Source organism: Amycolatopsis sp. NBC_01286 (genome assembly GCF_035982555.1).
In the GTDB taxonomy this organism is placed as follows: Bacteria; Actinomycetota; Actinomycetes; order Mycobacteriales; family Pseudonocardiaceae; genus Amycolatopsis.
In genome coordinates this window covers 6,444,516-6,464,825 of the sequence record NZ_CP108428.1, presented here as the reverse complement: position 1 = coordinate 6,464,825, position 20,310 = coordinate 6,444,516, and the positions used below count along the sequence as shown (strand labels likewise).

General features: G+C 73.0%; 22 protein-coding genes. 12 read left to right on the top strand and 10 right to left on the bottom strand.

The features are described from left to right. Positions 1 to 8 precede the first annotated feature (8 nt). Genes OG570_RS30465 through OG570_RS30455 form a run of 3 tightly spaced genes read right to left on the bottom strand, consistent with a single transcriptional unit; the run spans position 9 to position 2,298 of the window. On the bottom strand, positions 9 to 848 hold the full coding sequence (locus OG570_RS30465) for a fumarylacetoacetate hydrolase family protein (RefSeq protein ID WP_326960210.1): 840 nt from the start codon (positions 846 to 848) through the stop codon (positions 9 to 11). Then, the gene (locus OG570_RS30460) at positions 848 to 1,720 is read right to left on the bottom strand and encodes a fumarylacetoacetate hydrolase family protein (protein ID WP_326950556.1); all 873 of its coding nucleotides are present in this window, start codon (positions 1,718 to 1,720) and stop codon (positions 848 to 850) included. Before OG570_RS30460 ends, OG570_RS30465 begins: the two co-directional genes overlap by 1 nt. Beyond that, on the bottom strand, positions 1,717 to 2,298 hold the full coding sequence (locus tag OG570_RS30455; protein WP_326952553.1) for a carboxymuconolactone decarboxylase family protein: 582 nt from the start codon (positions 2,296 to 2,298) through the stop codon (positions 1,717 to 1,719). Before OG570_RS30455 ends, OG570_RS30460 begins: the two co-directional genes overlap by 4 nt. A gap of 124 nt (positions 2,299 to 2,422) precedes the next feature. On the opposite strand from OG570_RS30455, the gene OG570_RS30450 reads away from it, so the two are divergent. Genes OG570_RS30450 through OG570_RS30435 form a run of 4 tightly spaced genes read left to right on the top strand, consistent with a single transcriptional unit; the run spans position 2,423 to position 5,952 of the window. After that, on the top strand, positions 2,423 to 3,151 hold the full coding sequence (locus OG570_RS30450) for an SDR family NAD(P)-dependent oxidoreductase (protein ID WP_326952552.1): 729 nt from the start codon (positions 2,423 to 2,425) through the stop codon (positions 3,149 to 3,151). A gap of 11 nt (positions 3,152 to 3,162) precedes the next feature. Continuing rightward, positions 3,163 to 3,939, top strand: coding sequence for an SDR family NAD(P)-dependent oxidoreductase (locus tag OG570_RS30445; protein WP_326952551.1), 777 nt, complete (start codon positions 3,163 to 3,165; stop codon positions 3,937 to 3,939). Positions 3,940 to 3,961: 22 nt separating this feature from the next. Then, a complete protein-coding gene (locus tag OG570_RS30440; protein WP_326952550.1) occupies positions 3,962 to 5,221 on the top strand; it encodes an amidohydrolase family protein in 1,260 nt (419 codons plus the stop codon). Continuing rightward, entirely contained in the window at positions 5,218 to 5,952 is a 735-nt protein-coding gene (locus tag OG570_RS30435) for an alpha/beta hydrolase fold domain-containing protein (protein ID WP_326952549.1), read from the top strand. Before OG570_RS30440 ends, OG570_RS30435 begins: the two co-directional genes overlap by 4 nt. 123 nt (positions 5,953 to 6,075) lie before the next feature. Here the strand turns inward: OG570_RS30435 and OG570_RS30430 are convergent, their stop codons facing one another. The 3 genes from OG570_RS30430 to OG570_RS30420 form a co-directional block, all read right to left on the bottom strand. Further along, positions 6,076 to 6,987: an alpha/beta hydrolase gene (locus tag OG570_RS30430; protein WP_326952548.1), complete on the bottom strand. Its 912-nt coding sequence runs from the start codon at positions 6,985 to 6,987 to the stop codon at positions 6,076 to 6,078. Positions 6,988 to 6,992: 5 nt separating this feature from the next. Next, on the bottom strand, positions 6,993 to 8,801 hold the full coding sequence (locus OG570_RS30425) for a glycoside hydrolase family 3 protein (protein WP_326952547.1): 1,809 nt from the start codon (positions 8,799 to 8,801) through the stop codon (positions 6,993 to 6,995). Positions 8,802 to 9,063: 262 nt separating this feature from the next. Continuing rightward, a complete protein-coding gene (locus OG570_RS30420) occupies positions 9,064 to 9,855 on the bottom strand; it encodes an IclR family transcriptional regulator (protein WP_326952546.1) in 792 nt (263 codons plus the stop codon). 106 nt (positions 9,856 to 9,961) lie between these two features. On the opposite strand from OG570_RS30420, the gene OG570_RS30415 reads away from it, so the two are divergent. From OG570_RS30415 to OG570_RS30405, 3 genes are read left to right on the top strand one after another with little or no spacing between them, the layout of a single operon-like run. Next, on the top strand, positions 9,962 to 11,236 hold the full coding sequence (locus tag OG570_RS30415; RefSeq protein WP_326950564.1) for an MFS transporter: 1,275 nt from the start codon (positions 9,962 to 9,964) through the stop codon (positions 11,234 to 11,236). Then, positions 11,237 to 11,695: a DUF3237 family protein gene (locus OG570_RS30410; protein ID WP_326952545.1), complete on the top strand. Its 459-nt coding sequence runs from the start codon at positions 11,237 to 11,239 to the stop codon at positions 11,693 to 11,695. Continuing rightward, positions 11,692 to 14,274 (top strand): family 78 glycoside hydrolase catalytic domain, encoded by a 2,583-nt coding sequence (locus tag OG570_RS30405; protein WP_326952544.1) that lies wholly within the window; start codon positions 11,692 to 11,694, stop codon positions 14,272 to 14,274. The genes OG570_RS30410 and OG570_RS30405 overlap by 4 nt, the downstream gene beginning before the upstream one ends. Here the strand turns inward: OG570_RS30405 and OG570_RS30400 are convergent. Continuing rightward, the gene (locus tag OG570_RS30400) at positions 14,249 to 14,662 is read right to left on the bottom strand and encodes a hypothetical protein (protein ID WP_326952543.1); all 414 of its coding nucleotides are present in this window, start codon (positions 14,660 to 14,662) and stop codon (positions 14,249 to 14,251) included. The genes OG570_RS30405 and OG570_RS30400 overlap by 26 nt on opposite strands. Before the next feature lie 284 nt (positions 14,663 to 14,946). Here OG570_RS30400 and OG570_RS30395 point away from each other — a divergent pair, with 284 nt between their 5' ends. Continuing rightward, the gene (locus OG570_RS30395) at positions 14,947 to 15,741 is read left to right on the top strand and encodes a hypothetical protein (protein ID WP_326952542.1); all 795 of its coding nucleotides are present in this window, start codon (positions 14,947 to 14,949) and stop codon (positions 15,739 to 15,741) included. 92 nt (positions 15,742 to 15,833) lie between these two features. Further along, the gene (locus OG570_RS30390; RefSeq protein ID WP_326950569.1) at positions 15,834 to 16,280 is read left to right on the top strand and encodes a hypothetical protein; all 447 of its coding nucleotides are present in this window, start codon (positions 15,834 to 15,836) and stop codon (positions 16,278 to 16,280) included. A 43-nt stretch (positions 16,281 to 16,323) separates the two neighbouring features. On the opposite strand, the gene OG570_RS30385 is transcribed toward OG570_RS30390, so the two are convergent. Next, positions 16,324 to 16,935 (bottom strand): DUF3159 domain-containing protein, encoded by a 612-nt coding sequence (locus OG570_RS30385; RefSeq protein ID WP_326952541.1) that lies wholly within the window; start codon positions 16,933 to 16,935, stop codon positions 16,324 to 16,326. A 64-nt stretch (positions 16,936 to 16,999) separates the two neighbouring features. Here OG570_RS30385 and OG570_RS30380 point away from each other — a divergent pair, with 64 nt between their 5' ends. Genes OG570_RS30380 through OG570_RS30370 form a run of 3 tightly spaced genes read left to right on the top strand, consistent with a single transcriptional unit; the run spans position 17,000 to position 19,009 of the window. Beyond that, the gene (locus OG570_RS30380) at positions 17,000 to 17,461 is read left to right on the top strand and encodes a MarR family winged helix-turn-helix transcriptional regulator (RefSeq protein WP_326952540.1); all 462 of its coding nucleotides are present in this window, start codon (positions 17,000 to 17,002) and stop codon (positions 17,459 to 17,461) included. Between the two features lie 54 nt (positions 17,462 to 17,515). Continuing rightward, complete coding sequence (locus tag OG570_RS30375) at positions 17,516 to 18,706, top strand: FAD-dependent oxidoreductase (protein ID WP_326952539.1); 1,191 nt, start codon at positions 17,516 to 17,518, stop codon at positions 18,704 to 18,706. A 3-nt stretch (positions 18,707 to 18,709) separates the two neighbouring features. Continuing rightward, the gene (locus OG570_RS30370) at positions 18,710 to 19,009 is read left to right on the top strand and encodes an antibiotic biosynthesis monooxygenase family protein (RefSeq protein WP_326952538.1); all 300 of its coding nucleotides are present in this window, start codon (positions 18,710 to 18,712) and stop codon (positions 19,007 to 19,009) included. Between the two features lie 35 nt (positions 19,010 to 19,044). Here the strand turns inward: OG570_RS30370 and OG570_RS30365 are convergent, their stop codons facing one another. Together OG570_RS30365 and OG570_RS30360 are read right to left on the bottom strand one after the other, a co-directional pair. Further along, positions 19,045 to 19,434, bottom strand: coding sequence for a RidA family protein (locus OG570_RS30365; protein ID WP_326952537.1), 390 nt, complete (start codon positions 19,432 to 19,434; stop codon positions 19,045 to 19,047). A 2-nt stretch (positions 19,435 to 19,436) separates the two neighbouring features. Beyond that, positions 19,437 to 20,243 carry an SAM-dependent methyltransferase gene (locus tag OG570_RS30360; protein WP_326952536.1) on the bottom strand — a complete coding sequence of 269 codons (807 nt, stop codon included), beginning with the start codon at positions 20,241 to 20,243 and terminating at the stop codon, positions 19,437 to 19,439. Positions 20,244 to 20,310 lie beyond the last annotated feature (67 nt).

Genomic DNA, 20,310 nt, shown 5'->3' with positions numbered 1-20,310 from the left:
GTGTGGTGTCAGGCGGTCCGGAAGCGGGTGCGCAGCTCCCCGATCCCCTCGATCCGGCTGACGAGCACGTCGTCCGGCCCGAGGTAGCGCGGCGGGCTCATCCGGTTGCCCACGCCCGCCGGGGTTCCGGTGAAGACGAGGTCGCCCGGCAGCAGCGGGCAGATCGCCGACAGCCGGGCGATCAGCTCCGGCACGTCGAAGATCATCTCGCCGGTCCGCGCCTTCTGGACGACCGTGCCGTTCAGCTCGGTGACCAGCCGGAGGTCGCCGGGGTCGGCGAACTCGTCCGGCGTCACCAGGGCCGGGCCGGTCGGGCCGAAGCCCGGGAACGACTTGCCGAGCGAGAACTGCGGCGGCGTGCCGAGCAGCTGGACGCCGCGCTCGGACAGGTCCTGCCCGACGGTCAGCCCGGCGACGTGGTGCCACGCGTCCCCGGCGGGGATCCGGTGCCCGCCGACGCCGATCACCGCGACCAGCTCGACCTCCCAGTCGACGCGGTCGCCGGGCAGCTCCACCGTGGTGTCCGGGCCCGTGATGCAGCTCGGGAACTTGGTGAACACCAGCGGATCGGCGGGCGGCTGGTAGCCCGCCTCGGCGGCGTGCGGCGGGTAGTTGAGGGCGATCGCGAAGACCTGGCGCGGCCGCGGCACGGGCGCGTCGAGCGCGCGGCCGGCCAGGGGCTCCGCCGCGGGCAGCGCCGCGTTCGCCGCCCACACCCGGAACGCCGTCCACTCCTCGAGGACGGCCATCGGATCGGGGCCGAACCGGCCGTCGCTGGCGCCGGCGACGTCGATGACGCCGTCATCGGCCACCAGGACCGCGCGGTCGTCCACTGTGGACAGGCGCATCAGACCCACTGGTCCGCGGCCGGCGGCGGGGTGCCGTGGGCGTCCTGCCAGGACACGACCGGGTTGCGCAGTATCCCGATGCCCTCGATCTCGGCCTCGACGACGTCGCCGGGCTTGAGGTAGTTCGCGAACGGGTCCTCGGTGCTCGCGGCGACGCCGGCGACCGTGCCGGTGGTGATGAGGTCGCCCGCGCTGTAGGTCTGCGGCGAGTGGTACGCGATGAGCTGCGGGATCGACACGGACATCCGGCCGGTGTTGGACTTCTGCCGGACCTGGCCGTTGACGCGCAGTTCCATGTCCAGGTTGTGCGGGTCCTCGATCTCGTCGGCCGTCACGATGTAGGGGCCGATCGGGCAGAACGTCTCGATGGCCTTGGAGAAGGAGAAGACGCCGGACTCCATCTCGCGGCGCTGGATGTCGCGCGCGGTGATGTCGTTGAAGACGAGGTAGCCGCCGATGTGCTCGGCCGCCTGCTCGGCGGTGAAGAACTTGCCCGGCTTGCCGAGCACGATCGCCAGTTCCAGCTCGTAGTCCAGCTCCGACGTCAGGTGCGACGGGTACACGATCGGCTCCTCCGGGCCGATGATCGCGTCGACGTTCTGGAAGAAGACGATGCCCTTGTTGACCGGGTGCGACCAGTTCACCCGGACGAGGTCCTCGTGGTGCTCGCGGAAGTTCCCGGCGGTGTGGAAGAACTTCTTCGGCACGATCGGCGCGCGCAGGCGCACGTCGGCCAGCGGGTAGCGGCGGCCGGTCTCGGGCACGTCCCGGTCGCGTTCGAAGAACTCGCGCGTCGAGGCGGTGTCGAGTTCCAGCACCTGGTCGTCGGCGATGCGCCCGACCTGGTTGTCGTTGAAGGTGACGAGCTTCATCGGAGTCCACTTCCTGCGGGGTCGGCCACGCGGAACACACGCAGCTGGAGGGCCAGCGTCGCGTAGTAGCCGACCAGAGTCGTCAGCTCGACGGCCATCCGGTTGCCAATGATTGGCACGACCTCGGCGTAGGTCACGTCGTCGACGTCCTCTTCGCGCAGCAGCGCGGACACGAACCGCAGCGCGGCCCGCTCGGTCTCGTCGGCCAGGTCCGGGATCGCACCCGTGCGGACGGCCTCGACCTGCGCCCCGGTGAGCCCGGCGGCGAGCGCGTGCGGCTCGTGGGCGTGCTGCTCGAACGCGCTGGCCCAGCGGGCCGCGACGGCGAGGATCGCGAGCTCCCGGACGCGGTCGCTCAACGTCGTTTCGTACCGGATCGCGGCGCCGAGCGCCTGCAGCGCCTGCCCGGCCGGGGGCGCGACGAGCATCGCGTTGAACGGGCCGGCGAGCCGTCCTTCGTCGTCCTTCAGGGAGAACCGCTGCGGCCCGGCCGCGCGGGGGCCGCCGGTGATCTCGTCGTACAGCGCCCGCTGCTCGGGGTTCAGGTCGTCGGGGGTGAGGTGCGGCAGCCTGCTCATGCCGCCATCCCACCAGCGCCCCCGGCCGGCGCGCCCGGATCTGCCAACCAATGGCACGGCCGTTTCCCGGCCCGGGCTCCGGACCTAGCGTCGGGCGGACCAAGAACGGTGAAGGAGCGTGCGGGTGGACTGGCTCGGGCTGGGCGGGCGGAAGGCCCTGGTGGCGGGCGCCGGCGGGATCGGTGGCGGGGTCGCCGCCGCGCTCGCCGAGGCGGGGGCCGACGTCGTGGTCGCCGACGTCGACGAGGAGCGGCTGGCCGCCGTCGGGACCAACACGCTGCGGGCGGACCTGACCACGGCCGAGGGCAGCCGCGACTGCGTCGCCCGCGCCACCGAGCTGCTGGGCGGCCTCGACGTCTTCGTGCACGCCGTCGGCGTCAACGACCGGCGTCCGGTGCTCGAGACCCCGGACGAGGTCTGGGACGGCATCGTCACGCTCAACCTGGGCAGCGCGTTCTGGACCGGCAAGGCCGCGGGCGAGGTGATGGTGGCGGCCGGGCACGGCCGGATCGTCTACCTCTCGTCGGTGTCCGGGCTGCTCGCGCACCCGCACCACGCGCCGTACGCCGCCACGAAGGGCGGGGTCAACCAGCTCGCCCGGGTGATGGCCCGGGAGTGGGCGGCCAGTGGCGTCACGGTGAACGCCGTCGCGCCCGGCTACACCGAGACCGGGCTGACCCGCCACCACCTCGAGAAGCCCGGTGTCCGCGACGGCCTGACGTCGCTGGTCCCGGCGGGGCGTCTCGGCACCGTCGACGACCTCGTCGGCCCCGTCCTGTTCCTCTGCTCCGACCGCTCGGCGTTCGTCACGGGACACATCCTGTACGCCGACGGCGGCCGCACCCTCGTCTAAGGAGACATTTCGTGACCTTCCCCCAGCGGTTCACCGGCAAGACCGTCCTGGTCACCGGCGCGGGCACCGGTTTCGGCGCGGAGATCGCCGTCCGCGCCGCGCAGGAGGGCGCCGACGTCGCCGTGCACTACCGCGGCTCCCGCGCCGGGGCCGAGCGCACCGCCCAGCGCGTCGAAGAGGCCGGGCGCAAGGCGTTCATCGTGCAGGCCGACATCGCCGAGCGCGCGCAGATCGTCCGGCTGGCCGACGAGGTCTGGAGTCACTTCGGCCGGCTCGACGTCGCGATCAACAACGTCGGCGACGTCGCGCGCGAGCAGATGTCGTGGCGGGACATCACGGAGGAGTCGATCGACCACGTCCTGGCCGTCGACATCAAGGGCACGCTGCTGTGCACCCACGAGTTCGGCGACCGGATGCTCACCCAGGGCGGCGGCGCGATCGTCAACATCGGCTCCACGGTCGTCGCCCGGGGCAGCGCCCGCGCCCCGCAGTACGCGGCGGCCAAGTACGGGATCATCGGCCTGACCAAGTCCTACGCGCGCGCCTTCGCGCCCACCGTGCGGGTGAACGTGTTCGCGCCGGGCTTCATCGAGACCGAGGCGACGCTGGGCCGCGAGGACTGGAAGTCCGGGCGCGGCGAGCAGCTGCGGGGCGACACCCCGCTCGGCCGCATCCCGCGGCCGGAGGAACTCGCGGGGACCGCGCTGTTCCTGGCCACCGCGGACGCGAGCCACATGACCGGCAGCTTCATGGTCGCCGACGGCGGTTACAACATGATCGGTGCATGACTTCGTCAGTGAGGACGAGCAGATGAGCGAACCCAGAGTGGTGTTCACCGGCGGCCGGGTGTTCGACGGGACCGGCGCTCCGGCGGTGCCGGGCGACGTCGTGGTGCGCGGCGACAAGATCGAAGCCGTGCGCGCCGGCGTCGAACCCGAACCGGGTGACCGCGTCGTCGACTGCCGGGGCGCGACGGTCATGCCGGGCCTGGTGGAGTCGCACGCGCACCTGACGTTCCCGTCCGCCGTCGGGCACGTCGACCCGTCGTTCAACCCGCCGCTGGACGTGTCGTTCTTCCACCACATGCCGACGCCCGACGAGCACCTCGCGCTCGCCGAGCGCAACGCGCGGATCCTCCTGGACCACGGCTTCACCAGCGCGTACTCCGCCGGGTCGCTGACGCCGGTGCCGACCGAGGTGCGGCTGCGCGACCGGATCGCCGCGGGCCTGACGGCCGGCCCCCGGATGCGGGCGGCGTCGTTCGAACGGGACAACAACCCCGTGCAGCTGGGCCCGAACGGCCCGACGCCCAAGGAGATCGGCCCCGAGGCGGTCCGCGCGTTCATCCGCGAGCAGGCCGCGCTCGGCTTCGACAGCGTCAAGCTGCTGATGAGCAACGACGACGTCTTCTTCGAAGGCGGCTCGATGGTCACCCAGTACAGCGCGGAAGAGGCCGCCGCGGCGGGTGAGCAGGCGCGCGAGTCCGGCGTCTGGCTCAACTGCCACGCGCAGTCGCCCGAGTCGATCAAATTGGCGGTGCGCAGCGGGTTCCGCTCGGTGTACCACTGCTCGTACGCCGACCAGGAGGCGATCGACCTCCTGGAGGAGCACAAGGACGAGATCTTCCTGTCCCCCGCCGTCGGCATCATGTGGGCGAACGTCCACGAGGGCGCCGAGTTCGGCATCGACGCAGGCCTGGCGGAGAAGATGGGCTCGGTGAAGTCGCTCGCCGCGATGGAGCAGCTCTACCCGGAGCTGCGCAAACGCGGCCTGCGCGTGCTGCCCGGCGGCGACTACGGCTTCCCGAACAACCCGATCGGGCGCAACGCGCGGGACCTGGACCTGTTCGTGCGCCTGTTCGGCTACTCCCCCGCCGAGGCCCTGCGCGCCACGACGCAGTACGGCGGCCAGGTGCTGGACATGCCGATCGGCGTGTTGACGGAGGACTACTTCGCCGACATCCTGGTGGTGCGCGGCGACCCGACGTCGGACGTGACTGTGCTGCAGGACAAGGACAATCTCTTGGCGATCATGCAAGGCGGCCGGTTCCACAAGGCACCCGCCGCGTGACGGTCTACCGCGAAGTCCTCGGCTTCCGGCCGCTGGAGCTGGACCTGCACCTGCCAACCGGCCCCGGCCCGCACCCGGCGATCGTGTACCTGCACGGCGGCGGCTGGCGGCGCGGCTCGCGGCGGACGACGATCCCCGCGACGCTGTGCCCGACCTTGGCGGAGCGGGGTTTCGCGGTCGCCGCGGCAGACTACCGGCTCAGCGGGGAGGCGCGCTTTCCCGCCCAGCTGGCCGACGTCCGCGCGGCGATCACCTGGCTGCGGTCCGAAGTGGACTGTGCCGCGACGTTCCTGTGGGGCGAGTCGGCGGGCGCCCACCTCGCCCTGCTGGCCGCGCTGGACGGCGGTGACGTCGACGGCGTCGTCGCCTGGTACCCGCCGACCGACCTGCTGGGCCTGCCCGGCGACGTCGCGTCGTCCGGCGGCGGGACCGACGACTCACGGGAGACGGATCTGCTCGGCGTGGCCCCCTCGGCCGACCCCGACCGAGCACGGGCGGCGAGCCCGCTCACCTTGGCGCACCGGAACGCCCCGCCGATCCTGCTGATGCACGGCGACGCCGACGACCTCGTCCCGCCGGCCCAGAGCGAGCGGCTGGCGTCGGCGCTGCGGGCGGTGGGTGCCCCGGTGGAGCTGGACCTGGTCCCGGGCGCGCGGCACATGTGGACGGACGCCCGGGACGTCGGCGCGATCGTGGACCGCTCGGTGCAGTTCCTCCGCGCACTCGGCTGAGCGGGTCGCGGGTCGTCCGTGAAGGCCTCCTTACCGGCTCTTATGGCCGGTAAGGAGGCCTTCACGGCTTTTCGGGGCGCTTGGGGGGCTGCGGCGGGGTCGCGGGTCGGGTAGCGGGGTGGGCTACGCGAGCGTTCCCGCGATGAGCGTCAGTGCGCGGTCCACCGGCTCGATTGCCGAGGGCAGGCCCAGGAAGCCGTGCAGCACCGAGCGGATCTGGACGTGGTGCACGTCCACTCCGGCCGCGGCCAGCGCGCCCGCGAAGCGCTCCCCCGAGGGGCGCAGGTCGTCGTACTCCGCGGTCAGCAGCAGGGTCGGGCTGAGGTCCGCCAGCACCGCCAGGCCCGGCATCGCGTAGCCGTCCGCGCTGCTCACCGGGCCGCCGAGGTAGGCCTCGGTGATCGAGCGGACCTCGGCCGGCGGGAAGTGCAGGAGCGGCGGCACTTCGGTCATCAGCTGGGTGAGGGACGCCGTCGGCGGCGGGAGTTCCGGGTGCAGCACCGGGTACACCAGCGCGAGCGCCGCGGGCTGCCAAGCGTCGGCGTCGCGCAGGCGCAGGGCCGCGCCCGCCGCGAGGTTGCTGCCCGCGCTGGCGCCGCCCAGCACGATCCGCTCCGACGCGAGCGTGTCGCGGGCCCAGCGGACCGCGGCCACGACGTCGTCGTGCGGGACGGGGTACGGGACGGCGAGCCGGTAGTCGACGCTGACCACCGTCGCGCCCGCGCGGACGGCGATCTCGCGCGCCACCCAGTCCGCCTCCGGCATGTCGAGGTCGCCCATCTTGAACGCGCCGCCGTGCAGCCACACCAGGCACGGCCGCCCGGCACCGGGCGCGTAGACGCGGACGGGCACCGGCCCGTGCGGACCGGGCACCTTCTCGTCGCGGGTCTCGACGACCGGCGGCGGGCCACCCACCGACGGCGTCATGAACTGGATCATCCGGTCGCGGAACGCGGGATCGGTGACCAGCGCCTCGAAGGACGGGACGCCGTCGAGCAGCGGGAGTTTCGCGGCCACGGCGGGGTGGATCGGCATGCGGGTCAGCCTTTCTGGGGGTGTCCGAGCGGGAAGAGCGGGTCGGCCGTCCCGCCCGGCAGGTCTTCGGGGTGGGCCTCGACCGCGGCCATCGACCGGGGCAGCTCGAACGGCAACCGGCCCTCTGCCCGCGCGCGACCGAACACGACGTCCAGCACGGCTTCGTCGGAGGCGCCGAAGTCGCCGAGCAGCGCGGCCGCGGCCGACGCGACCTCCGGCAGGATCGCCGGGCGCTCGAGGAAGACGTCCACGACGATCGGCACCGTCGCGCCGAGCGCGGTCAGCTGGTCGCGACGGTCGTCCGGCAGGTCGAGACGGCCCTGGTGGAAGAACGCCTCGGGCAGCTGCCGCGCGGGCTCGTACGGCGCGTTGATGCGGACGAGCGCCACCTCGGCGTCCGCCGGTGTGTCCACAAGGGACGCATAGCGCGCCGCGACCGCCGGGTCGACGCCTTCGACGTAGAGCCGGACGCCCTCGGCGAGCGGCAGGATCCCCTCGTCGAGCAGGACCATCGACCGCCGCTGGGCCGCCGCACCCGCGGCGGTGAAGTCCGCGCGGCCGACGGTTTCGACCGCGGCTTCTTCGGACACATAAGGGTTCTCGAACAGTCCCAAGTGGACCATCAGCGCCAGCACCCGGCCTGCGGACTCGTCGAGCCGCGCTTCGCTCACCCGGCCCGTCGCGACCAGGCCGGTGATCACTTCGGGGCACCACTCGCCGCCGAACTGGTCGACGCCGGCGTCGAGCAGCAGCACCGCCCGCTCGGTCCGGTCGAGGTGCTCGACACCCCAGGCGCGGGCCGGCCACACGGTCCCGTCGGCCAGGACGCTGTCGGTCAGCAGCCCGAAGTCCGTGCACACCAGGCCGTCGAAGCCTTCGTCGCGGCGCAACTGCCCGGCCACCACCTCGGGGTCGAACGCGAACCCGACCTCACGCAGCCCCGGCACGCCGACCGGACGGCCGTAGTACGGCATCACCGCGGCGGCGCCGGCCCGCAGCGCCGGGCGGAACCGGTCGCGGTGCAGGTCGTACCGCCCGGCCGGGTAGACCTGGTCCGGCCCGGACGCGAAGTGCGCGTCGAGCCCGCCCGCCTGCGGTCCCGCGCCGGGCCAGTGCTTGACCATCGCGGCCACCGAGCCCGGGCCGAGCGCCGGGCCCTGCAGGCCTTCGACGTAGGCCGCGGCCAAGCGCGCGACCACGTCCGGGTCGGCGCCGAAGGTGCCGGAGATCCGGGCCCAGCGCGGCTCGCTGGCCAGATCGGCCATCGGGTGCAGGGCCAGCCGGATCCCGACCGCGGCGTACTCGGCCCGCACGATCCCGGCGAACTCGCGCACCAGGTCCTCGTCGTCCAGGGCGCCGAACCCGAGCGGCTCCGGCCAGCGCGAACAGCCACCCGACGGCACGGACGTCAGCGGGTTCTCGTTCGCCGAGTGCCGCGGGTCGGACGACAGCAGCACCGGGATCCCGAGCCTGCTGCCCGCCGCGAGGTCCTGGACGCGGTTGTGCCAGCGGGCGAGCGGCCCGGCGGCGACCGGGGCCATCAGGCTCAGGCAGCGCACGTGCCCGTCACGCAGCACCGACGTCGTGGGCGCGGTCGGCAACAGCCCGGCGGGCGCGTCGACCAGGCCGCCATCCGGCGCCACGGACACCGGCGCGTGACACAGCAGCCCGGCCTTCTCGGCGACCGTCATCCTCGTGAGCAGGTCTCGCACGCGCTCCTCCGCCGGCCGACGCGGGTCTTCGTACGGGGCCATCACCCCGTCGCCGTCGAGATCGCGGAAGGCGACACCGTTGCCGTCGTGGAGAAGGAGCATGCGCCGAGAATGACCGCGCGCGATCCGGCCCACCTACGGCCCTGCCATTCAATGGCAAGCGTCAGAGGCGCAGCCGGGCCGCACCCAGCTCGCGGGAAATGCTCCGCGCCGTCGTCTGCACTGCCAGACCCAGCCGCCGCGGCTGCGCGCTTCGACACCAGCACCCGCCACGCCGCATCCGGATCACGCGGGAGATGCTCCGCACCGCCAACCCTGAGCTGCATTCCGGTCGCTCATCAGCGCCACGAAAGAACCGGCAGCCTCAGAGACGCACCCGGGCCGCGCCCAGTTCACGGGAGATGCCCCGCGCCGTCGTCTGCACCGCGAGCCCCAGGCGCCGCGGCTGCGCGACGCGTTTCGGGACCAGCACGCCCACCACGCCCACCACGGCGTCTTCCCGGTCGAACACCGGCGCGGCCACCGAAACGATCGACTCGTGCTCGTCCTCGCGTCGGAAGATGGCCAGGCGCTCGCGGCGGACGTCGGCCAGGGTGCGGCGTAGGGCGTCCGGGAGGATCAGGCGGTTGTCGGGCTCGCTGTAGACCGGCTTCGACAGCAGCTCTTCCTGGACCTCCTTTGGTGCGAAAGCGAGCAGCGCGAGGCCAACACCGGTGGAGTGCAACGGAAGCCGGCCGCCGATGCGGTAGTCCACCGGGGTCGCCTGGTGGGCCGACAGGCGTTCGACGAGCATCGCCTGCATCCCGTCGCGCACCGCCAGCTGGACGTGCTGGTGCGTCACCTCGGCGAGGTCGTTCATGAACGGCAGCGCCACCTGCCGCAGGCCGTGGCCGCGCGGGGCGAGCGTCGCGACCTCCAGCAACCGCAGGCCGACACAGAACCGGCCGGCGTCGTCGCGCTCCAGCGCGCCCCAGTCCACCAAGCGGTTCGCGAGCCGCAACGCCGAGCTCGGCGGGATCTCGGCCCGCCGGCTCAGCTCAGCGAGCGTGAGGGTGCGGTGCTCGGCGTCGAACGACGCGAGCAGGGAAAGCGCGCGGTCGACGACCGGTTCGCCGTGGGCCGGACGGCGGCCCCGCACCCGCGCGGACTCGGTCATGTCGACCTCGGCGTTCCATTGATTGGCATCCCCCTCACGGTACACCGCACCGGGCGCTCATCCTTCCCCGCAGGTCAGCCGACCGAGACGCGAAAGGTGCCCAACGATGAGTACTTCTTTCCGCCAAGAGTCCACCACCGGCACGACGTTTCCCGGGCCACGGCGCGGGTTCCTCTTCTTCTTCGCCTTCGCCGCGGTCGGCGCGGGGATGGCGGTCCTGGTCCCGGCCGTGCTGACGCTGTCGGTCAAGGCGACGCTGCTCGACCCCGCGGGCGCCACGACGATGGTCTCCATCGTGACCAGCATCAGCGCGCTGTGTTCGCTCATCGCGTTCCCGGTCTTCGGCCGGCTCAGCGACCGGACGACGGGCCGGTTCGGCCGGCGCCGGCCGTTCCTCCTGCTCGGCGCCATTCTGTTCACGTTCGGCGCGATCGGCCTGCAGCTCGGCTCGACGACCTTCGCGCTGACGCTGGCGGCGAGCTGCACGACGGTCGGCGCGAGCGCGGCCACCGTCGCGTTCACCTCGGTCATCCCGGACCAGCTGCCCCCGGACCGCCGCGGCCCGGCGTCGGCCGTGGTCGGGCTGAGCCTCCCGGTCGGCGCGGTCATCGGCCTGTTCATCGCGCAGCTGGTCGCGCCGAACCTGCCCGCGATGATCCTGCTGCCGGCCGGGCTCGCGGTCCTCGGGACGCTGCTGCTCACCTTCACGATGCGCGACCGGCGGCTCTCCCCGGAGGAGCGGCCCGCGTTCGCGTGGCGCGACCTGCCCCGCACGTTCTGGGTGAACCCTGTGCGCCACCCCAACTTCGGCTTCACCTGGCTGAGCCGGCTGCTGATCTTCTTCGGCGTCGCCGCGATCCAGGCGTACCAGGCCTTCTACCTGATGAACGTCTTCCACATCCCGCCGGCCGGCATCGCGAACGCGGTCTTCCTGTCCACGCTCGTGCTCACCGGCGCGGCGCTGCTGTTTGCCCCCTTGGCCGGCAAGATCTCCGACCGCGTCGGACGCCGCAAGCCGTTCGTCGTCACCGCGGCCGTGATCTTCGGGATCGGGCTGCTGCTCGCGACGTTCACCAGCACCTATCCCCTGTTCCTGGTCGCGATGGGCGTGATCGGCCTGGGCCAGGGCGTCTACTTCGCCGTCGACATCGCCCTCATCACGCAGGTGCTCCCCAACCCCGACGACACGGCCAAGGACCTCGGGCTGATGAACCTGGCCGGCAACCTGCCGACGTCGGTCGTGCCGGCGCTGGCGCCCGCTATCCTCGCCATCGGCGCGACAGCCGCCGTGCCGCAGAACTTCCCCGCCCTGTTCATCGCGGGCGCGATCGCCGGCCTGCTGGGCGCGGTGCTGATCCTGCCGATCCGGAAGGTCCGCTGAGTGCCACTCTTCGAACCACCCGCTCTCGAGTACGTCAGCAGCGCGGTCGTCGAACTCGGCGAGGTCCTCGACGTCGGCGAGACCCTGGAAGGGCACCGCCGGGTCGTCCCGATCACGGGCGGGAGCTTCACCGGTCCCGGGCTCACCGGCCGCATCCAGGCGGTCGGTGCGGACTGGCAACGGCTCCTGCCCGACGGCACCACGCTGGTCGAGGCGCGCTACCTCGTCGAGACCATCGACGGGCTCGTTTCGATCACTTCGACCGGGGTGCGGAGCGGGCCGCCCGAGGTGCTGGCCGCGCTCGCCCGCGGCGAGCACGTCGAGCGGTCCCGGTACGAGTTCCGGCTCACCGTAACGCTTTCCGGCGCGGTCGAACGACGGCTGTCCGCCGGGATCCTGGTGGCGTCGGCGGAACGCACGCCCGGCACCGTCCGCTACGACCTCTACCGGCTGACGTGAGCACCGCCCCCACCCGGCTGCGGCTCGACCACCTCACGCCGGGCCGGCCGTCAGGACCGCGACCGCGGCTGTCGTGGTGGCTGCCCGGCGGCGCGGCCGTCCAGCACGCGTACGAGGTCCGGCTGACCGGCCCGGACTGGACGTCGGGCCGGTGCGAGAGCGACCGGTCGATGCTCGTCGAGCTGCCGGAGCGTGAGGCGACGGCGTGGCAGGTCCGCGTCTGGACCGACCTCGGGGAGAGCGACTGGTCGGAGCCCGCGCCGTGGACCGCCGTCACGCTGCCCACGACGTCGGCGACGTGGGTCGAGCCGCACGAGCCGGTCGTCGCGCCACCCGGCCAGCGCCCGGCTTACCAGCTGCGTCACGAGTTCACGCTCACCGGACCGGTCGGCACCGCGACGGCCTGGGCGACCGCGCACGGGATCTACGAGCTGTTCGTCAACGGCACCCGCGTCGGCGACCTCGAACTGACACCGGGCTTCACCGCCTACCGCAAGCGGGTCCAGGTGGAGCCGTTCGACGTCGGCTCTCTCCTGCGGCCAGGGGTGAACTCCGTCGAACTCCTGGTGTCCGACGGCTGGTTCCGCGGCCGCCACGGCTTCGAGCGCGCGGCCGACGGCTTCGGTGACCGCGTCGCCGCGTGGCTGACCTTGGCGATCGACGGCACCACCGCGGTCACCACCGGCCCGGGTTGGTGGTCACGGCCGAGCCGGATCACCGCGGACCTGATGGACGGCCAGACGACCGACTTCCGGCTCCCCGCACCGGGTTCGGTGAGCTTGGACGCGCCCGGCTGGGACCCGGCGCGGGTTCGCGAGGGTGGCCCCGAACAGCTGGTGCTCACGGAAGCGCCGCCGGTCCGCCGGATCGAGGAGATCCCGCCGGTGTCGATCACCCGGTTCCCCGGCGGTGTGGTCGTGGACTTCGGGCAGAACCTCAACGGCTGGGTCAGGCTCGCCGACCTCGGCCCGGCGGGCACCCGGCTGCGGCTGACCCACGGCGAGCACCTGGGCCCGGACGGCCGCGTCACCACCGACCACCTGCGGGCGTTCGACTTCGCGAGTGGGGAACTCCTGCCCGCCGGGCAGGTCGACACGGTCGTTTCCGCGGGCCGCGACGTCTTCGAGCCGCGGCACACCACCCACGGCTTCCGGTACGTCCAGGTCGACGGGCTCCCCGGCGGGCTCGCCGCGTCCGACGTGACCGCCGTGGTCGTCCACACGGACCTGCCCGTGGCCGGGACGTTCGCGTGCGGCGACGCGCGGCTCGAAGCCCTGCACCGGGCCGCGGTGTGGAGCCTGCGCGGCAACGCCTGCGACGTACCGACCGACTGCCCGCAGCGGGAACGCTCCGGCTTCACCGGCGACTGGCAGGTCTACGTCGCCGCCGCCGCGCTCACCCACGACGTCGCCGGGTTCTCCCGGAAGTGGCTGCGGGACCTGGCCGCCGACCAATGGCCCGACGGCCGCGTCCCGACGATCACACCCGACCCCGCGGGCGACGGCCCGTCCGGCAACGCCTTCCCGGACGCGATGGCCGGGTCCGCGGGCTGGGGCGACGCGGCGGTGCTCGTGCCGTGGGAGCTCTGGCGGGCGTACGGCGACCGGGAAGTCCTTGCCGGGCAATACGAATCGATGGTCCGCTGGGTCGAGTACGCGGCCGCGGCCGCCCGCGAACGCCGTCACCCGGACCGCGTGCGCTCGGCCCCGCACGACGAGTTCTTGTGGGACACCGGTGGGCACTTCGGCGAATGGCTCGAGCCCGGCGTCCCGCCCCACCCCGACCCGACGGCCGACCACGGCATCGTCGCCACGGCCTACCTCGCCCGCTCGGCCCGGGTGCTCGGTCGCGTCGCAGCGCTGCTCGGGCACGCGGCGGACGCCGTCCGGTTCGGGCGGCTCGCGGACGGCGCCCGGGACGCGTGGCAGCGCGAGTACCTCGGCACGCTCGGCGAGTCCACGCAAGGCAACCACGTCCGGGCGCTCGCGTTCGGCTTGGTGCCTTCACGGCTGCGCGACGCCGTGGCCGGCCGGCTCGCCTCGCTGGTCGCCGAGGCCGGTGACCACGTCGGCACAGGGTTCCTCACCACGGGCCTGCTGCTGCCCACCCTCGCCGACCACGGCTACCTCGACGTCGCGTACCGGGTGCTCCTGTCGACGGGAATCCCGTCGTGGCTGGAGATGCTCGACCGCGGCGCGACGACGTTCTGGGAGCGCTGGGACGCCGTCGACGGCGGTGAGGTGCGGGGTTCGCTGAACCACTACAGCAAGGGCGCGGCGATGTCGTTCCTGTACACCCACATCGCGGGCATCCGGCTCCCGGCGGACCCCGGCCCGGACGAGGCCGGGTACCGCCGGTTCGTCATCCAGCCGAGCCCGGGCGGCGGCCTGCGCCGGGCCGAGGCGGAACACCTCAGCCCGTACGGCCCGATCCGCAGCTCGTGGCACCTCGACGCCGACGAACTGCGGCTCACGGTCGACGTCCCACCCGGCACCCGCGCCGAGATCCGCCTCCCCGGCGGCACCACGACCGAAGGCCCGGGACGGCACACGTTCACCTCCCGGGTGTGTCCACAGTAGACGCCTGCCACGCCCACGCGGCGAGCACCGAAGAGAGCACGACCACCCCGACGCCGAGCGGCACGTGCACCGCCCGGTTGCCCATCCCGCCGAGCATCGCCTGCACGAAGACCAGCACGACCAGGATCCCGCTCGCCCACACCGGCCACGCGGGACGCCGCCCCCGCCGCCACACCACCGCGGCGACGAGCAGCTCCGCCACCGCGAACACGGCCACCGGGATCGCCCCGGCCCCGTGCAACGTCCGCGCCGACGCCACCCCTTCGAGCAGCTGCCCCGCGGTGGCCGCCTGCACCAGGAGGAGAAGCACCTCCGCCGTCGCGACAACCCGCATCGCCCGCGCCCAGCCCGCCGCCGTCCGCTGTTCGCCGAGCTGTGTTCCGGTCATGAGCGCCACCTCTGATCCACTGCGGATGTGTTGACCCGCACAGTGTCCCGGGATGAGCGCACAGCCGTCGCCGGTCGAGAGGCGGCTTCGCGGCTACGCCCGCCGCCGTACGCGTGAACCCGCCCTACGCACGCTGCGGTACGGATAGGCCGGCCCGGAACCGGGGAGGGCGGGTGCTTCGTGGTCCTCGCGCTGCTGGCGCTGCTCGCCTTTTCCCAGATCCGGTCGCGACGGCTGACCGAGCAGATCCGGCGATCGCACCAGGCCGACCCGACGGCCCTGACATGCGCGCCATCCTCGAAAACGGTGGCCGCATCCGCGTGCTCGTCCTCGACCCGACCGACGACGTGCTCATCGAAACGGCCGGCCGGCGCATCTCGCAGACCCTCGCGAACGGCAGGCTGCGGCAACGGATCATGACCACGCTGGACGACCTGACGACCTTGCGGACCAGGACGACCGGCCGGCTGGAGGTGCGCGTCTCCTCCCGGATCTCGGCCGCGGGCTTCAACTGCCTCGACGCCTCCGGCCAACGCGGGTTGATCAGCGTCCAGCAGCTCGCCCGCACCCGACGTCCGGTCTTCAGCGAAAGTTTCGGCCCCGAACTGGACCGGGCGATCGAGAACGCCGCCGACCTGTTCGTCACGGGCATGGCCCGCAACTCCTTCGTCAACAACCACTACGCCAAGCTGGAAAGGCTGCTGAAGGCCGGGACCGTGATCAGGTTCGTGCTCATCGATCCCGAGTCGGCCGCGATCGACGCGGCCGCGTCGCGCTACTACGCGGAACGCTCGCCCGCCAGCGCCCGGGAACGAGTGCGCCACACGCTGAGGCTGCTGGCGGAGCTGAAGTCCGCGACCGAGGGCGACTTGACGGTCCGGCTCGTGGCGCACCCGATCGCGGTCGGCGTCATCGCCATCGACAGCCGCCCGGACCACGCCGGGCCGTTGTCCGCGGTCTTCGCGGAGTACTTCCCGGCGAGCCGAAGTTCGTCCTCCAGCCCGGCACTGCCCTCGGGTATCGGACGTTCGTCGACGAAGCCGAAGCGTTGTGGAACAACGCCGCACCCCATGACTTGACCGGAAGCGCGCTCCCGGACCGCGACGTACAATCGCAGTGAGGGCGAAGCGCCAGGCCGAGATTCCGGCACCGGCGTGAGGGAGGGGTCAGGATGTTCGGTCGGAAGAAGAAGCGCAACGATCTGAACGATCTGATGGCGCAGCTCAGGCCCGACCTGAGCCGGGAAGCGCTCGGCGTCGGGCCCGGCTTCCCGGGCGTCGCCCCGAACCCGCTCCTGAGCGGTGATGCGGGCAAGCGCAATGCGGAACTGCGTACGGGGGCGCTTGCGCTCGGCGTTCTCGTCGACTGGCGGGAGGTCAACAGCAATCCACGCGTGGTCCTGATGTTCGACGTGGAGACCGCCGGCGGCCTCTCGTTCCGCGGTATCGCAGACGAAGACCTCACGATCACCGAGCTCACCCGGCTCGCCCCTGGACAGACGTTGCCCGTGCGCTACCGGCCGGCCGTCATGGACCACTACGTCGCCCTGGCCCGGGACGCGGACCCCGCCCACGTGCGGCAGCTCTCCGACGAGATCGCGAGCCGCAAGCGGACCTGACCCGGAGCCGGGCCGGAAGTCCTCGGAAGCGCGGTCGAAGGGATCAGCCGCGCCGGGACCGGCGGACGCAAGCGATCGTCACCGCCACGATGAGCGCGAACACCGGGCCCGTCGCGATGTGGACCGCGCCCAGGACCAAGGGCTGGTTGCCCCGGTAGTAGATCACCTGCAGCGCGCCGTTGACGACGTTGACCGCCGCGCAGGCGAGCGTCGAGACCGTGTAGATGCGGCGTAGCCGGGGCACCGAGCGCCAGTCCGCGGGGCCGCCGGCGACGCGGTTGAGGATGAGGCCCGTCAGTGGGCGTCCGATGAGGACGGTCGTCACGCAGACGGCGATGACCGCGAACGGGATCAGTGCGGGGATGAGGAAGAACCCGCGTGCCTCGCCGGTGACGGCGGCCACCGCCGCGCACGCCGCGACCAGCAGCAGGCCCAGTACGGCCTGGCGCAGTGACTGACGTCGGTAGAGGCGCCAGGCGAACGCGGCGATCGCGGTGACCGCGGCGGTCACGAGGCCGGCGGTGAGGTCGCCGACGGCGTTGGCGGCCACGAAAGCCACCGTCGGCGCGGCGGTCACCACGATTCCTTCCCAGCGGTTCTTGCGCGGCGGGGCGGCGGGTTCGGACGGGACGCGGACTTCCTGGTTCGTGTTCACACCAGAGAACGTCTCACATGAAACCTTCTTGCACAAGGTCGTATCGATTGATACGTTCTCGGTCATGACGATGCAGCTGGACACGGCGTGGGCGACGGACGGACCGGGTGACGAGTCGCCGTTCGCCCTCGGCCTGCTGCTGCGGCGCGCCCACGACCGCGTCGCCGCGGAGCTGCTGGGTGTCCTGCGGCCGCTGGGGCTGGAGTTCCGGCACTTCATCGTGCTCGTCGCGCTCCACCACCGCGGGCCGATGAGCCAGCGGGCGCTCGTCGGCGCCGTCGGCAGCGACAAGGCCACGATGGTCCGCGTCGTCGACGACCTCGAACGCGCCGGGCTCGTCACCCGCGATCCGCGCCCCGGCGACCGCCGCGTGCACACGATCACCCCGACCCCCGCCGGGACGGCCGTGTTCGGCACCGCCCACCGCCACGCCGAGCCCGTCGCCGCGCACCTGCAGGGCGGCCTCGGCGACGTCCGGCTCCTGCTGGACCTGCTCACCCGGCTCGCCTTTCCCGGCGAAGCCTGACCTACCGACCCTGACCCACCGAAAAGCCTGATCCACCGACGAGGGAGAACCTTCATGCGAGTCGTCATCGCCGGCGCCGGGCTCGGCGGCCTGTGCCTGGCCCACGGACTGCGCCGCGGCGGCGTGGACGTCGTCGTGCTCGAACGCCACCCGACCCCGGACGCCCGGCCCGCCAGTTACGGCATCCACCTCAACGCCGACGGCCTGCGCGCCCTGCACGCGTGCCTGCCCGGGGAGAACTGGGCGCGACTGGTCGCGACGTCGACCCCGGCGCCGGACGTCGTCCGCTTCCACGACCAGGACCTGCGGGTGCTCGCCGAACGCGACCACACCGGCACCCCGGCCAACGCCGATCCCGTGACGCGCCGGCGCGCGGTGAACCGCGACGCCCTGCGGGACGCCCTGCTCCTCGGCTGCGACGGCCTCATCCGCTGGGGCACCGCGTTCGACCGCTTCGAGTACACCGGCGACGGCGTCCGCGTGCACACCGCCGACGGCCACGCGATCGACGCGGACCTGCTCGTCGGGGCCGACGGCGCGAACTCCCGCGTCCGCGAGCAGCGGCTGCCCGACCTGCGGCGCCAGGACCTCGGCATCGTCAACATCGCCGGCCGCGTCCGGCTCACGCCCGGCCTCGCGACCGCCCTGCCGGCGACGCTCGTCGACGGCGCCGTCAACAACGTCGTGCCCGCCCGGCCCGGCTGGCTGTTCCTGTCCACTTGGGACGCCGGCGCCGAGGCGCGGTACGTGGTGTGGGCGTGGGCCGCGGACCGCTCGACCTACCCGGACGACCTCGGCACCGCCGAGCCCGCCCGCCTGCGCGAGCTGGTCCGGGACCGGACCGCGACCTGGGCGCCCCCGCTCCGGCGGATGATCGCCGAGACCGATCCCGCGACCATCGCGGCGATCCCGCTCAAGACGATGCCGGAGCTGCCGCACTGGGCGCCCACGGCCGTCACCCTGCTGGGCGACGCGATCCACAACATGACCCCGATGGCCGGGATCGGCGCCAACACGGCGTTGCGCGACGCCGACACACTGCGCCGGCACCTGGCCGGCGACGGCGGCGTGCGGGGGTACGAAGCCGACATGCGCGCCTACGCCAACGCGGCACTCGCGCTGTCCACCCGCAACGCCCGCGGCGCGGCGACGACGTCCCGGCTACCCCGGCACGCCTTCCGGACCGTGCTGCGCCTGGCCGAAGCGCTGCCGCCGGTCAAGCAGCGTATGTTCCCGGTGCGCTGAGCCGTGCTCGTCGTGATCTCGACCTTCACGGTCGCGCCCGAACGGCAGCGGGAGCTCCTGGACCTGTTGCGCGCCAACGCCGACGAGGTGCTGCGCCACCAGCCCGGCTTCGTGACGGCGGACCTGCTCGCCGCACCCGATGGCACCACGGTCGTCAACCACGCCCGCTGGACCGACGCGGCGGCGATCCGCGCAACGATGGACGACCCTGTCGTGCGGGCGCGGATGGCGCCCGCGTGGGCGATCGCCCGGCCGGTGGTGCGGCAGTTCACGGTGGCGTCGAGCCACGTAGCGGCGGAGTGAGCGGTGCCGGGGCGGGTTCCCCCGGCACCGCCCGCTCAGCGCGGCAGCACCGCGACCGCGTCCACCTCGAACAGCAGCCCCGGCATCGCGAACGCCTTCACCGCGTGCAGGGTGCTCGCCGGGCGGTGCGCGAGGTACTTCGCCGCGATCGGCAGGTACTTGCGGACGTCGGCCGTCTCGGCGACCAGGACAGTCACCTTCACCACGTCGGCCAGCCCGGCGCCGCACGCGTCGAGCACCACCTCCAGGTTCTCGAACGCCTGCTTCGCCTGGCCTTCGAAGCCGTCCAGCAGCAGGCCGTCCGGGCTCACGCCGACCTGGCCCGAGGTGTGCACCAGGCCGCCGGCGACGACCGCGTGCGAAAACGCGTTGCCCGGCGGCGGGTGCACGCCGTCGGGGTGGGTGACGAACTTCGGTGCGCTCATGGTCACCTTTCCTGTCCGAGGAAGACGGCTCGGCCCAGCCACGCACGCGCCGTGCCACCGGCCGCCGGGTCGTAGGCCGGGTGGATCCGCCGCCCGTACTTCGCGGCGACGTCGGCGAGTTCGCCCACGTCCGGCTCCCAGCCGTGCCGGGTCAGCCACCGCGCCGGATCGACCGGCCCCGACCGCCACAACCGGGCCAGGTCGGGGCCGATCGCCGCGCGCAGGGCGGCACTGGTCTCGACGTGGTCGAACGCGAGGGTGCTGCCCGCCGCGCTGAGCCCGGTGATCGTCGCCAGCAGCCCGTCCGCGGCGGCTTCGTCCAGCGCGTAGAGCAGCCCTTCGGTCAGCCACGCCGTGGGCCGGTCGGGCCGGAAACCGGCCTCCCGCAACGGCACCGCCCAGTCGTCACGCAGGTCGGCGACAACAGGACGCCGGACGCACCGGGCCGCCAGGGACGCCGCGGCGGCGTCCTTGAACCGCAGCACGGGGGCTTGGTCGATCTCGAAGACCTCGGTGCCGGCGGGCCAGTCGAGCCGCCACGGGCGACCGTCCATTCCGGACGCGACGAGCACGACCTGCCGGGCCCCGGCGGCCAGCAGCGCGTCGTCCAGGAACCGCGTCCGCACGGCGACCTGCGGTCCCATCAGCGCGGCGAAGTCGGGCTTCTCCTCGGTGATCCCGGCGGCCTCCAGGAACAGCCGCGCGCACGGGTCGGCGGCCAGCCGGTCCGGGCGGCGGTCCTCGGCCGCGCGCAGCAGCGCCACCTCGAACGCGGTCCGCCCGATCGCGTCGATCCCGTCCAGGTCCATACGCCTCCTTTCGACGCAGTCATTTGGTTGCACTCGCGACGGTATCATGTGATACGTTCAGTCGTGA